The organism is Enterococcus faecium (genome assembly GCF_029023785.1).
GTDB classification, from domain to species: domain Bacteria; phylum Bacillota; class Bacilli; order Lactobacillales; family Enterococcaceae; genus Enterococcus_B; species Enterococcus_B faecium.
The window spans coordinates 1,513,992-1,527,238 of sequence record NZ_CP118955.1; the positions used below are offsets into that span (position 1 = coordinate 1,513,992).

At 38.8% G+C, this 13,247-nt stretch carries 13 protein-coding genes; 4 read left to right on the forward strand and 9 right to left on the reverse strand.

Features of this window, described 5'->3' with window-relative positions; translation table 11 throughout:
• Positions 1-4: 4 nt before the first annotated feature.
• The 6 genes from PYW34_RS07345 to PYW34_RS07370 all read right to left on the reverse strand — a co-directional run bounded on the left by PYW34_RS07345 (position 5) and on the right by PYW34_RS07370 (position 5,579).
• A complete protein-coding gene (locus tag PYW34_RS07345) occupies positions 5-892 on the reverse strand; it encodes a carbohydrate ABC transporter permease (RefSeq protein WP_002295465.1) in 888 nt (295 codons plus the stop codon).
• Between the two features lie 15 nt (positions 893-907).
• Positions 908-2,191: an ABC transporter substrate-binding protein gene (locus tag PYW34_RS07350; protein WP_002289643.1), complete on the reverse strand. Its 1,284-nt coding sequence runs from the start codon at positions 2,189-2,191 to the stop codon at positions 908-910.
• Between the two features lie 682 nt (positions 2,192-2,873).
• The gene (locus tag PYW34_RS07355; protein ID WP_002334540.1) at positions 2,874-3,557 is read right to left on the reverse strand and encodes a hypothetical protein; all 684 of its coding nucleotides are present in this window, start codon (positions 3,555-3,557) and stop codon (positions 2,874-2,876) included.
• A 17-nt stretch (positions 3,558-3,574) separates the two neighbouring features.
• The gene (locus PYW34_RS07360; protein ID WP_002295461.1) at positions 3,575-4,192 is read right to left on the reverse strand and encodes a glycoside hydrolase family 73 protein; all 618 of its coding nucleotides are present in this window, start codon (positions 4,190-4,192) and stop codon (positions 3,575-3,577) included.
• Positions 4,193-4,201: 9 nt separating this feature from the next.
• The gene (locus PYW34_RS07365; RefSeq protein ID WP_002334541.1) at positions 4,202-5,026 is read right to left on the reverse strand and encodes a M15 family metallopeptidase; all 825 of its coding nucleotides are present in this window, start codon (positions 5,024-5,026) and stop codon (positions 4,202-4,204) included.
• Positions 5,019-5,579 carry a hypothetical protein gene (locus PYW34_RS07370; protein ID WP_002295457.1) on the reverse strand — a complete coding sequence of 187 codons (561 nt, stop codon included), beginning with the start codon at positions 5,577-5,579 and terminating at the stop codon, positions 5,019-5,021. Before PYW34_RS07370 ends, PYW34_RS07365 begins: the two co-directional genes overlap by 8 nt.
• A gap of 173 nt (positions 5,580-5,752) precedes the next feature.
• Between PYW34_RS07370 and PYW34_RS07375 the strand changes: the two genes are divergently transcribed.
• A complete protein-coding gene (locus PYW34_RS07375; protein WP_002297120.1) occupies positions 5,753-6,709 on the forward strand; it encodes a Gfo/Idh/MocA family protein in 957 nt (318 codons plus the stop codon).
• Between the two features lie 304 nt (positions 6,710-7,013).
• Here the strand turns inward: PYW34_RS07375 and PYW34_RS07380 are convergent, their stop codons facing one another.
• The gene (locus tag PYW34_RS07380) at positions 7,014-7,970 is read right to left on the reverse strand and encodes an aromatic acid exporter family protein (protein ID WP_002295453.1); all 957 of its coding nucleotides are present in this window, start codon (positions 7,968-7,970) and stop codon (positions 7,014-7,016) included.
• A 103-nt stretch (positions 7,971-8,073) separates the two neighbouring features.
• Between PYW34_RS07380 and PYW34_RS07385 the strand changes: the two genes are divergently transcribed.
• Entirely contained in the window at positions 8,074-8,676 is a 603-nt protein-coding gene (locus PYW34_RS07385; protein ID WP_002295450.1) for an FUSC family protein, read from the forward strand.
• A gap of 87 nt (positions 8,677-8,763) precedes the next feature.
• Here the strand turns inward: PYW34_RS07385 and PYW34_RS07390 are convergent, their stop codons facing one another.
• Together PYW34_RS07390 and PYW34_RS07395 are read right to left on the reverse strand one after the other, a co-directional pair.
• On the reverse strand, positions 8,764-10,263 hold the full coding sequence (locus PYW34_RS07390; RefSeq protein WP_002297122.1) for a flotillin family protein: 1,500 nt from the start codon (positions 10,261-10,263) through the stop codon (positions 8,764-8,766).
• A 15-nt stretch (positions 10,264-10,278) separates the two neighbouring features.
• Positions 10,279-10,803: an NfeD family protein gene (locus tag PYW34_RS07395; RefSeq protein ID WP_002295447.1), complete on the reverse strand. Its 525-nt coding sequence runs from the start codon at positions 10,801-10,803 to the stop codon at positions 10,279-10,281.
• Between the two features lie 174 nt (positions 10,804-10,977).
• Between PYW34_RS07395 and PYW34_RS07400 the strand changes: the two genes are divergently transcribed.
• Together PYW34_RS07400 and PYW34_RS07405 are read left to right on the forward strand one after the other, a co-directional pair.
• Positions 10,978-12,558 (forward strand): ATP-binding protein, encoded by a 1,581-nt coding sequence (locus PYW34_RS07400; RefSeq protein ID WP_002333255.1) that lies wholly within the window; start codon positions 10,978-10,980, stop codon positions 12,556-12,558.
• Positions 12,527-13,243: a response regulator gene (locus tag PYW34_RS07405; RefSeq protein ID WP_002321172.1), complete on the forward strand. Its 717-nt coding sequence runs from the start codon at positions 12,527-12,529 to the stop codon at positions 13,241-13,243. The genes PYW34_RS07400 and PYW34_RS07405 overlap by 32 nt, the downstream gene beginning before the upstream one ends.
• Positions 13,244-13,247: the final 4 nt, after the last annotated feature.

Below are 13,247 nucleotides of genomic sequence, written 5' to 3' on the forward strand. Positions count from 1 at the left end.
TCATTCACACAACGACCCATTTTTTTGATGATTTGAAAATCAGAAAGGTGACAGCTCCCATAATCAACAGCATGATCCACGAAATAGCACTAGCATACCCCATAGAATTAAAAGAAAAAGCTTGGTTATACACATAAAGAGCATAAAAGTTCGTGGCATCATTCGGACCACCTTGGGTAATGATAAATGCCTGCGTAAAAGTCATAAACGCCGCGATTGTCTGCATAACCAAGTTATACAAAATGATCGGCGAAAGAAGAGGTAACGTGATCTTGTAAAACGTCTGCCATTTGTTCGCTCCATCGATCTCTGCCGCTTCATAATACGAGCCTGGGATCTCTTTGATACCTGCAGCAAAGATGATCATTGCCGAACCGAATTGCCAAGCAGACATCAAAACAAGAGGGATCATGACCAGTTTTTGATCGCTAAACCAGGAAAGCGCAGGTGCGCCTAATCGTTCCAGGAAAATATTCACTAACCCGTTTTTAGAAAACAACTCCCGCCAAACTAGAGCGATAGAAATACTGCCACCGATCAAACTAGGCACATAATACAAAGAACGAAAGAAAGTCGTTCCTTTGATATTCCTCGTTAAAAGATAAGCAATCAATAGACCAAAGATCAGTTTCACAGGTACAGATGCAAATACATAGAGAAAAGTGACTCGGATGGAGTTCAAAAAACGGGCATCACTCAGCATCTTTATATAATTATCCAAGCCGATCCATGAGACTGGATTTCCCAAACGATAATCGGTGAACGAATAATAAAGTGACAAGATCATCGGTATCACTGTTATCAATAGAAATCCTAGGATGAATGGAGAAGCAAATACGTAACCGACCACATTGTCTTGATCCAAGAACCGTTTTAGTTTTTCTTTTTTCATGCCTTCCTCCTGCTGCTATCCTAGAATGTTTGACGCAAACTCATAAAGACTCTCTGCTGCTTCTTCTGCTGTTACTTCTTCATAAATGACTTTTTCAACTAAAAGATTGTATTGGTCTTGAATTTCCGGATTCAAAGCACTATCAAAGACATTCACTTCGCCGTTGTCCATATCGGAAATCATTTCTAAATAATCAAATGTCGCTTGCAAAGTTGCATCATCTGCACGAGCGAGCTGTTCTCGAATATTCGACATGATTGGTACACCACGTTCTCCTTTTAAAATTTCATTGGCTTCTTCACTGTTTTGAAAGAAATCAATAAACTTAGCAGCTTCTTCTTTATGGGCTGAGCTTTTTGCCATACTCAGCATTTGCGAAGAACGTAAAGGGATACCAGATTCTCCATCTGCTTTTCTGCGAGGTGGATTAATCAACTGAATCTCCATATCTTCAGGAGCCCCTGACAATATTTCTGTCAACTGGTTACTTGATAGAAACACCATTGCCGCTTCTCTATCCCTAACCGCCTGAAAAGACAGATCCGTCGTACTTGCAGCTCCACCACCTGGTTCTGGATGGGCCCCTTTGTCTACCAGATTTTTACGCAGCTGGAAAAAATCTGTTAGATAGTCTGGATTTTCAAATCCCAAGCTGTTAGATAGATCTTCCCGATTATAAAAATTCAATCCTTTCTCAACTTGTGGTATTTGAATAATACAGCCAGCTATAAAATCTTCGAATCTTGAAATAGCATAGATTCCTAATTCTTCAGTGATTTGATAGCTGATTTGTTCAAATTCATCCCATGTCCAATTTGAAGCTGGTTCAGGGATATTTAATTGTTCAAATATATTTTTATTGTAAGCAATCGCAAACGAATTCACCCCGTTAGACAGTCCAACTAATTGCCCGTCGTAAGTCGTCGTTGCTAAATAGGATTCATCTGCATTAGAAATATCAATTATCCCTTGCTCCACATATTCATCTAATGGTTCAATCTGATTGATGTATTGAGGAAATTGATTGTTCAGTTGGAAAATGTCCCAGATATCATCTGATGCTGCTAGTGTACCTAATTTTGTGTAATATCCTTCATAATCATAAAATTCATAATCGATCGTCACATGGGGATTTTTTTCTTCATAAAGCTCGATTACTTTTACTGTTGCATCGTGTCGGACTTGCGAACCCCACCAAGCCATGTTCAGCGTGATTTTTTTGTCATCTTCTTGCCCACAAGCCGTCAAGAAGAATAACATAACACTTAAAGCTAAGATGATTCTCATTCTTTTCTTCATTCTCTGCACCTCTACTTCCATTGTTATTTTTCAATATACTGTATTTTTATACAGAACATATTTATTAAACGATCTTTTTCAAGGGGAATAAAAACCAAGACTTGCCTTATCGTTCTGCCTAGGATGAACAACTCAATACTTTCAAGGAAAATTAGATAGTGCTGATTCTTCTTTCATCGCTAAAAACACTTCTTGCTTCAATGATGGGAGGATAATTACGCAAAGAAAAAAGGATATCAGACAACTGCCCAATATCCTTGACATAGCTAAATAAGCATGCTTCTTCGTGTGCGCTCTTCCCTAAAAAACAGAAAAATAACTAGTAATTCTGTATGAAATTAGGTACAATATACACGTCGATGCACAAGCATTGACTATGGCAACTTGATTGGTCAGTTCCCGCTGACTTTTCAAGCCCCGACAATTTAGCTGCTACTAAATTGTCGGGTGCCTTTTTTAGTTTTTATTCGTTTTTCATTCTATAGAAAGCGCTTCAATAAATCAAGACATTTTTTTGTTAGAATGCTAATAATAACAAAAGGTTTTAACTCTTCTTATGTACATTACAGATAAAAAAACAAAAAAATTTCTCTTTTTTTTGAATTCTGAACAAATAGTACTGGAGTACAAAAGACGAGGAAGAGCCACTATCTGCTCTTCCTCGTCTTTTGATTCTCACCTGTTATTCATGATTCTTTTTCTCAGTTTCCCGATATTTTTCCATTTTACGACTAAAAAGCTCTCCGCTACTTGGTGGCGTATATGTGATGGCATTTGCTCCTGCTTGAATGGTCTCAGCAATACTTTCTTCCGTTGGACCACCTGTCGCAATGATAGGAAGTTCAGGATATTTTTTACGAAAATGGCGTACTGATTCTGCAGTTTCTTTACCTGCACTGATATTGATAATCGAAATACCAGCTGCTAACTTTTCATCTATTTCTGTATATTTCGACGTTACCGTACTGATAACTGGAATATCAACTACTCGACAAACTTCTTTTACTGTCTCTAAAGGCGTAGGACCGTTCAAAACGACCCCTAACGAACCTTGCGCTTCTGCGAACATGCTCATGTAGGAAGAACGAGCACCTTGTGTCAAACCACCACCTACACCGGAGAAAACTGGAATGTCAGCTGCCTCAATAATGCTTTTAGTAATCGCTGGATGAGGTGTAAAAGGATACACAGCAATTACTGCATTCGCATTTGTATTACGTATGATCGCAATATCCGTAGTAAAGATGATCGAACGGATCAATTTTCCAAATATCTTGATCCCGCTTGCTTCTAAAATGATTTCCGGTACTCTTACGATATCTTTTCTCAATTCCGTCATGATTTCTGGCGTAAATTGTTCTGCCATCAGCCACTTCTCCTTTGCTATCTCCGGTCATACTGATTCAATTGATACGTCTCGATGACCTGGATGATTTTTTGCGCATAACCGGGGTCTGTCGCATAACCTGCATCTTGCAATGCTTGTGCGGCTTCCTGATAGTTGGTGGCCGTAATCACTTTTTCATACAGCGCAGGATTCCAATCTACTCCTTGGACGAACAGTTGTGTATGGTCATCCATGGACTGTTCCCATGAATCATACACTTTGAAGTCTCCTTGGATAGTTATCCATTCTTCGTTAACAAATTCCTTTGTTTCCAGGCTTACTTTCTTCTGATCCCCATAAGCCTTGATCCCGAAAAGATTATTGTATTTGCTAGCCAAGGTACTTTTTCCCCAATTTGATTCTAATATAGCTTGTCCTAAAATGATACTAGGAAGCACTCCATAACCATCTTGTAGTTCTTGGGCATGCGGAACAAGCCGTTCAATAAATTGCTGATGGGATTGCGCTTCATTTTCTTGCTGATTATCAGTAAAAGGAGAAGACAGATTCTTCAAGGAAAAAACAAAGGCTAAGAGTATCACTGCTACACCGGCAACCACTGCTGGCCAACGGATATTCTTGCGCTTTTGCTTTTTCCACTTTTTTTTCGCCATGATCAATTCCTACTTTTCATTTAATTCATTCAGATATTCTTCTAGCGTCAATTGGTGTTTGGTGATATACTCAGCGTTTTCTTTACCGACATAACGTAAGTGCCAAGGTTCATATGTGATCTTAGTTATATCTTCGTGTCCTTTTGGATAACGAACGATAAATCCATACTGCGCAGCATTATCTGCGATCCATTTAGCTCCAGGATGATCTCCGTAACTTGCATCCAATACAGTAGAAGGATAACTGTTGTACCAGTTTTGATCGACGACATCGACTGCCAGACCTGTGTGGTGTTCGCTGTATCCTGGCTCCGTAATCGTTTCTTTAGTAATCTTTGTCGCCTCCTCTTCTGATACACCTTGACGACTCATCACATCTTGGACATTTTGTTCGAAAACTTGTTGTTGGGATGATACAGACCGGTAAGCTGAGACCATCACTAATGGAAATCCAGCTGCTTCAGCAGCCTTGGCAAATGCTTCATATTCTGGAGCAATGCGTTTGTCGATCAAGTATCCGTTACTTAATGATGCCAATTGAGTAGACTCATCGATTTCTTTTTCTAATTTGTGATCTGGACCAACCAAAACTAGCTTCCAATCGTCTGTTTTAACATCTGGCAATTGTTTGGACGTACGATCTTTTGTTTCTTTGTCCTTTACCTTGCTGCTGGTTGTTTGACTGTTCTTTTCTTTACTAGCAGTTGTTTTGGTGCTTGTTCGTTCGACTGCTTGATTGCCGGCTTGAACATGCGAATCATCATCGCTAAAAATAACATAGCCCATTGCTGCGATCATAATCACAACTGCTCCAAATCCTAAAAATTTATTCACTTGAAAAATCCTTTCGTTGTTCTTCACGTTCCCCATTCGCCTCATGAACGTAAGTTTCTTCCAGATTTTCATTCACCCAATCGAGAAGTTCGATTTTTTCTCCTTCGATCTGTTTTTGAACATCTGCTGGCAGACGAAAATTCAAAATATCATCATAGCCCCATTCATCATATTGAATACTTACTTTCAAGTCAAGGTATCTACCAGCCTGCTGATTATTTTTCAAAGGGATCAGCTCGACTTTTGCTGCTTTGCTGCTAAGCCATTTTTGCGCGATGCGTGTTTTGATTTGCTTGTACTCTGCAACGGCAACGTTTCGTTTTTCGGGAAAAATAATCGTTTGACGCAAAATCTTTTGCGTTAGCATCCATTCATAATCAGTGAAAAGATTTTTTACTTTCTGCATCGCTTCAGATGGCAGATTTTTCTCGCCATCTTTCCATTTTTGCCATTGTTCTGGACTGATCAGCAAGTATTCATCTAAAAAATTTTTTTCAGTTTCAAACTGTTCTAATAATACACTCATAATAAGATCAATATATACTTGATGCACGTTTATCCCCTCCTTTTAACTATTCTACTTAAGTTTTGATCAAAAAGCACCTCTTAAATCGCTGCTTTCATTTTTTTTAATGTTTCAAGTCCTCTCCTCTTTATTCTTCGTGATTTTTGTTATAATAATAGACAGACAAGAAACTCAATCCAACTATGAAGGAGCGTTTTCAGATGAAAAAATATCAATGGGGAATCGTTGGTCTTGGTACCATCGCACATGAGTTTGCCGAAAGCTTCAATCAAGAGACGAGCGAACTAACAGCAGTTGCTTCCAGAACTTCAGAAAAAGCGGAAAACTTCGCTCACCGTTACAATATTCCAAAAGCTTACGGAAGCTATCAAGAAATGTTAGACGATGCTGAAATCGACATCGTGTACATTGCTGTACCAAATAGACAGCATATCGACCATATCTTGGCAGCATTGGAAGCAGGCAAACACGTTCTATGTGAAAAAGCCATCACGATGAATAAAAAAGAACTGGCTGACGCTATGCGCTTAGCAGAAGAAAAGAATTTGATCTTAGCAGAAGCGATGACAATCTTCAACATGCCACTTTATCAGCAGTTACGCTCAATAATGGATACAGGAAAACTGGGGGCTTTAAAAATGATCCAAGCACCTTTCGGCAGTTACAAAGAACCAGACCCTAAAAACCGGTTCTTCAATCCAGAATTAGCTGGAGGAGCTCTGTTGGATATCGGTACGTATGCTGTATCTTTCGCTCGTTTCTTTTTGAGCTCTCAACCTGAAGTAGTTGCCTCTACAATGGTTCCTTTTGAAACAGGCGTGGACGAACAATCCGTCACTATCTTGCGTAACAAAGAAAATGAACTTGCTGCTGTCAGCTTGACTTTTCAGGCAAAAATGCCAAAAGTCGGTATCGTTGCCTTTGAGAACGGTTATGTGACGATTGCTGATTACCCGCGTGCTGATCGTGCGGAGATCTTATTTACAGATGGTACAAAGGAATTCATCGAAAGCGGGAATACATCTGAAGCAATGAATTACGAAATAAAGAATATGGTACACATGATTGAAGGTGACTTGCCCAATCGCTCTCTCTTCTTGACAAAAGATGTCATCGAAATCTTGGATCAAATGCAAGTTCTATGGAAAAATATGTAATTTTAAAAGGTTGTGAAAAAGCTGTTCTGCATCAAGTAATAAGAACAGCCAAACAAAAATAGCTCCTCCTATTTTTCGTTTGGCTGGACTTATTACCGCAGAGGAAAGCTTTTGAACACCGTTTAAGAAAGAGGTTGTGAGCCTACCGTTCAGCTCCGAGTCACAAGGAGCAATTTCAAAAAACAGCTTCTCATGTTTGTTGAATATTGTGACTTGTGACCGAGGAGTTGACAGGAGAACACCGTTTAAAGAAGAGGTTGTGAAATCAGCTTTTTGACCTGAATATTAGCTGAATTCACAACCTCTATTTTTGGATTTTTTGTTGGGAGAATTCTGCCTTGATTTCAATAAAACTTTTAAAAGACTGCAAAAACTGGAACAATTCTGCTCGATCCTCGAATTCAGGGCGACTAGTCGGCAGAGGCATTTGCCGATACAATACATAAACTTCTTCAATACGTGCTAAAATTTGTCTGCCATCATTTGACTCTGAAAATGTTTCTGCAGTATAAATCAATAAACCATAGATATGTTTTCCATAATAAGCTGGTTGCTGGATTCTCTCTAGATTTTCCAGCATGTCTTTAATCACATTGGCCTGTGCTCTTCTCATAGAGAAGTAAGTTTCGTAGTATAGCGGCTGTCTGAGCCAGTAGTTTTCTTGATGTTCTCTGGCATCTTCTTGGCTTTCGCGAATGAATGTCAGTAAATGTTCGCATTTGATCTGCACATCTTCTTTATTTTCTGATAAAAGAAATTCTGCCATTTGTCTCAAAATATTTCGAAATTCTTTTTCGATCTGTATTTGGTTTTCCTTCAGCTGCTTCGTACGATCTGGCATGTAAACATTTGCAAGCAAAGCAAATACTAATCCAATCGCCATTAATCCCGCTTCATTGCCGATCAGCTGCCAAGACATGTTTTCCTCCACTAAATAATGAGTGACCAAAACCGAATTTACTACTATCCCTTCGGTTAATTTGAAGCGAGAGGCAAGCGGGATGAACAGGAATAAAAAAAGACTGAAGCCAAAAATAGTATACCCAACAGCAAAAAAACTGAACAGTGCTGTTGCCGTAGCTAATATAAAGGCTGCGATTCGATTCATGCCCGTACGCAATGTAGAGCGCTTGGTATTTCCTACACTTAATAATGCAATGATCCCTGCAGCTGGCCAATACAACAGCGATAAGCTACCCGCTGTGACCATCGAAAAGAAGACACTGATCACTGTTTTGACTGTTCGCATTCCTATACGCATTTACTTCCCCCTTTTTTATTTTAATTATACTTGAATAATGAAAAACTAGCTATCAGACAAAAGTTTAGGTATGATAGTAAAAAGACCAAAAAGGAGAATCTCTATGCAATTTGGCCGTTTTCGACTAGGTATGCGTACGATCAAAAGTGCCTTAGCTGTTTTTTTATGTATCTTGTTTTTTCATTTGACTCAACGAGGAATCCCGATGATTGCTGCATTATCTGCTGTTTTTTCTTTGCGTCAGGACTTGACTACAACCGTTTCTTTTGGAAAGTCTAGGATCATCGGCAATACATTAGGTGGTACATTAGCTATCATTTATTTTTTTGTCAAAAGCTATTTTCACAATGATTTTTTGGTAGAATTGATCTTGCTTCCTATTCTAGTTATTATTGTGATCGTCGTGTCAGATGGTATTAACAATAATTCCGGTATCATTTCCGCAATCGCTACGTTGTTGCTGATTGCGTTGAGCATCCCTCAAGGCGAATCCGCTTTGTATGCTATCCAACGTGTACTAGATACTTTTATAGGGACATTCATTGCAATCGGTATCAATTTCTTTCTTCGTCCTCCTGAAACAGAAAAGAAGGAAGAACTATCAGAAGATTTGGTCGAACTCCAAAAGAAAGAACGATTGCTAAGAACAAATTTACAAGAGATAGAAGCTAAGATCCAAAAACAAAAGAAAAATAGCGAGGACTAATTTTCTTTTGCAATAAAATAAAAAAATGGAGAGAAGAACTTTAAAAAGTCTTCCTCCATTTTTGATTGAACGGTGAAGTGTACTACTTTATTCTTCCTTCATCGAGTTTTGTTCTGCCTCTTTTGGCGCTTCATACATATTTACTTGGCTAGTAGTCCCACGTGTCGACAAATTCTCTACGATTTCCTTCAAGTCAAGTCCTGTTGTCGCTTTTAGTGTTTCTTGAGTAGAAGAAAGCAAATTTGTGGCATAATTTGTCACTCGGTTCGCTCCACTGGTTTCTCCTGAACTGCTTCCTGTATCGACAACAGAGATTTTTTCGATATTTCCTAGCGGCTGTGCTGCTTCGCGCATCAATTGCGGTAGCATATCGATAACCATACTCAAGACAGCTGCTTCGCCATATTCCTTGAAGGCATTGGCGATCTTTTGTTTTGCTTCGGCTTCTGCTTTTCCTTTTGCTAGTGCTGCTTCGGCTTCTGCTTGTCCAGCTAAACGTGTCTTATTGGCTTCCGCTTCTGCCAGTGCTTCCACACGGAATCGTTCTGCTTCGGCTTCAGTCACTTCTTTGACTTTTTGAGCTTGTGCTTCTTGTTCTTTAGCGTACCGATCGGCATCTGCTTTTTTCTTCACTTCCGAATCATATTGCTTTTCACGACGTGTGATTTCTTTTTCTTCCAGTTCGATTTGTTTTTGACGTTCTACGATTTTAATCTGCATTTCCTGTTCGATTACTTGTTGTTGTGCTCGGGCACTTTCTAAATTGTAGGCTTGGTCTGCTTTTGCTTTAGCAACATCTTGTTCTTGTTTGTAGGTTGCTAATTTCAGTTCTTTTTCTTTTAATGATTCTGCGATCTCTGTTTGTCGCTGTAATTCAGCTGCTTGTGATTCTTTTTCTGCTTGAGCTTTTTTGATACGCGTTTCTTTTAGAGCTTCCGCTTCTGCTATATCTGCATCTCTTTTGACTTGGGCGATTCTTGGTTTCCCTAAAGAGTCAAGATAACCGTTTTTGTCTCTGACCTCTTTGATAGTGAAAGAAACGATGATCAACCCCATTTTTGCAAGGTCTACAGAAGCGACTTCTTGTACGCTTTGACTGAACTTATCGCGATTTTGATAGATTTCTTCTACAGTCATAGAACCAAGAATCGAGCGCAAGTGTCCTTCTAATACTTCTCTTGCTTCATTTTCCAGTTCTTCTCTTGTCTTGCCTAAAAACTGTTCTGCTGCTGTAGCAATCTCTTCTACAGATGAACCGATTTTGATGATCGAAGTACCATCACACATCACCGGTACGCCTTGTTCCGTATACACTTCAGGGGTGGAGACGTCCAATTTACTCGATAATAGACTGATCCGATTCGAACGTTGAAAAACTGGCAAGACGAATGCGCCACCTCCACGCACAATTTTGATTTTGTTATTGCTTTCATCAATGTGCACATTTTTGCTTCCTAAATAACTTCCACTGATGATCAACGCTTCATCCGGTTTTGCTGTCTGGTACTTCGCTACAAAGACGATCAGCAACATCAGTAAAATCAAAGCTGCGATTGCGATCGCGATAAAAACAACTGGTATTTCCATTTAACACACGCTCCTTTAAGCTTTTATCATGCTTTCATAAGGCATGACATAACAGATTCTTTCCTTGATCTCAATGATCAATACTTTCGTTCCCCGCTCAGCTGTCTGTTCTTGGGGGCTGTAAAAACAAGCTGGACGACTAATGGAACCGGTAACACTTTTCAACTGAATTTCTCCCATACCTCGTACAGGGATCGGTGTGATCACAACAGCTACTTGTCCTTCCAGAGTTTTTTCAGAAGACGACATCGTTGATTCGGCATGTTTCATCGGCATCAATATATAGAAATTAAGCAAAAATACCAACACTATCGATATGCCTCCACTAGCAATAAATAAAAATAAAGATGATTGATCTGTTAAACGCTCACCTAGAAAACCAAATAAGCTTGTGAAAGTTAACCAAGGGATAATAAGCATCGGATCAAGCGGGCCATCAAAATCGAATACATCTCCAAAAATAATCAATAGGACTGCCAATCCTGCACAAATCAGCAATGTATACCAATAAATCGTCTCAAGTGCGATTCCCCCTATCATATACACGCCTCCTTCCATTTCTACGTCTATCATACCAATGTTTGAAAATTCTGTATAGCTTCTTTTACCGACTCAGTGGTGTTTTTTATAGGAAGGTTGTGTTTATCGTTGACAATTTGTTAAATTTTTGTTTTCATGTTAAAATTTTCACAATAAATTCTTTCGAGGTAGCCTATGTTTCCTTTTTTTAAGAAAAAACCATTAAAGCTCCAGAACACGATCATCCTTGTCGTTTGTTTCTCCACATTCGTTTCTTTGATTGTTTCTGCCATATTGATCAGGAATTTTATTCTTTCGATGAACCGATCTAGTGTGTCAGATAAAATCTCTAGCATTGCTAAAATCGTTGCCAATGATAAACTCATCCAAAAAAAGCTGCAGACTGGTGACCCGACACATGCGATTCAAGGAATAACAAATGAAATCATGATTGCATCGAATTTAGATTTTATCGTTGTCATGGACCCTGAAGGCATTCGATATTCTCACGCAGACCCAAGTTACATCGGTCTTCCTTTCTCAAGTCATGAAGATGTGAAAAAAGTGATTGGAGGACAAGAATTTTTCTCTGAAAAAGAAGGAATGTTAGGGTTCGGCTTCCGCTATTTCGTCCCTATTTATTATGATCAAGAGATTATTGGTGCAGTTTGTGTTGGCTTAACAAACAACACGATTGACAATCAAGTCAAAGATGGACAAAAAATGAAAAAAGTACTGCTTGGACTTGAACCACAAGAAATAGCAGAACAGTTAAGTGAAAAAACGATTATCGAAAATGAAGTAGATGAAGGAATCTTAGCCATCTCTTCTGATAAAACTATCCTCTTGATCAATACACCTGCAAAAAACATTTTCTACCAAACAGAGCAGCTATTGGATTTCGAAGTAGGAAAAAAAATCAGTGATAATCTATATGACGTTTTGTTTAAAGAGACGATTGAGCATCAAACGACCGTTCGGACTCAATCCATGTATTTAAATGGGATAGAAACTATTTCTAGCGTTACACCTCTTTTTAGCAATGACCGTTTTTTAGGAGCAGTCGCAACTTTACGAAATCGATCAGAAGTAATGAAATTAATGGAGGAGCTTGGGGGGACGAAACAATATATAAACTCCATGAGAGCTCAAACCCATGAATTCATGAATAAACTTCATGTCATTTCTGGTTTGATTGATTTGAAGAAGTATGAAGAAGTCACCCATTTTATCCAGCAGCTAAATCAAAATTATAAAAAAGAGATTGGCCAAGTCTCAAGTCTGATCAAAGTACCTGCAATTGCCGGTTTTTTATTAGGCAAAATAAACGAAGCCAAAGAACAATCTGTTGAAATGCTGTTAGAAAGCGATTCTTTTATCCCTAAAATGGAGATGGATGACTCCATCCATTCACTTTTGCAAGTGTTAGGGAACTTACTTGATAATGCAAAAGAAGCCGTGCTACAAAAACATGAAAGAAACGGACAGGTCCGGATTCATTTAAACTATGACACAGAAGCTGAAGTATTCATCGTGACCGTCTGCGATGACGGTGTCGGGATATCAGAAGAAATCTCAGAAAAAATATTTACGCTAGGTTTTTCGACGAAGGGAATCAATCGTGGGTTTGGATTGAATCTCATCCATTCAATCGTCAAACGCCACGGTGGATTTTTAGAATTTTCCAAACAAACAAATGGCGGTACAATCGTCTATCTAGAATTACCAAAAAAGGAAGATCAAAATGATGACAAATGTCCTGATAATCGAAGATGATCCAATGGTTGCAGAATTGAATCGTACTTTTGTGGAAAGCATCCCTAATATGAACGTAATCGAAAGTTTCAGAAATGTAGAAGAAGGAAAAAAATATTTCAGACAAAAAAACGCAGATCTGCTGCTGCTTGATGTATACATGCCTGGCGAAAGTGGTATCCATTTTTTATCTTGGCTTAGACAGCAAGGAAATGATATCCCAGTGATTTTGATCACTGCTGCAGATGATATCGAAACCATAAAGAATGTGATCCGCTACGGTGCCTTAGATTATTTGATCAAACCGTTCACTTTGCAACGTTTTCAGCTGGCGATCGAAAAGTATCTTGCTTTCTCTCAGACAATCCAAACGACTGAAAAAGCCGATCAGAAATTGATCGATCAAGTATTCAACCACACCACTCCCATTCACGAAATACCATCATTCATCGATTTGCCTAAAGGTCTGTCAAAACTGACTTTAAAAAAAATAAGTGCATTTATTCTAAAAGAAGATACTATTTTTTCAACAAAAGAACTGGCTCAAAAAAGCTCACTGTCACGTATATCCGTCAAGAAATATTTGAATTTTTTAGTAGAACAAGATATATTGAACGAAAGAATCAAATATTTGGAAATCGGCCGGCCGCTAACCTGTTATGAATTGACAAAGAATGGGCGGAAAAAGCTCACAGATTACTGTTGAGTCA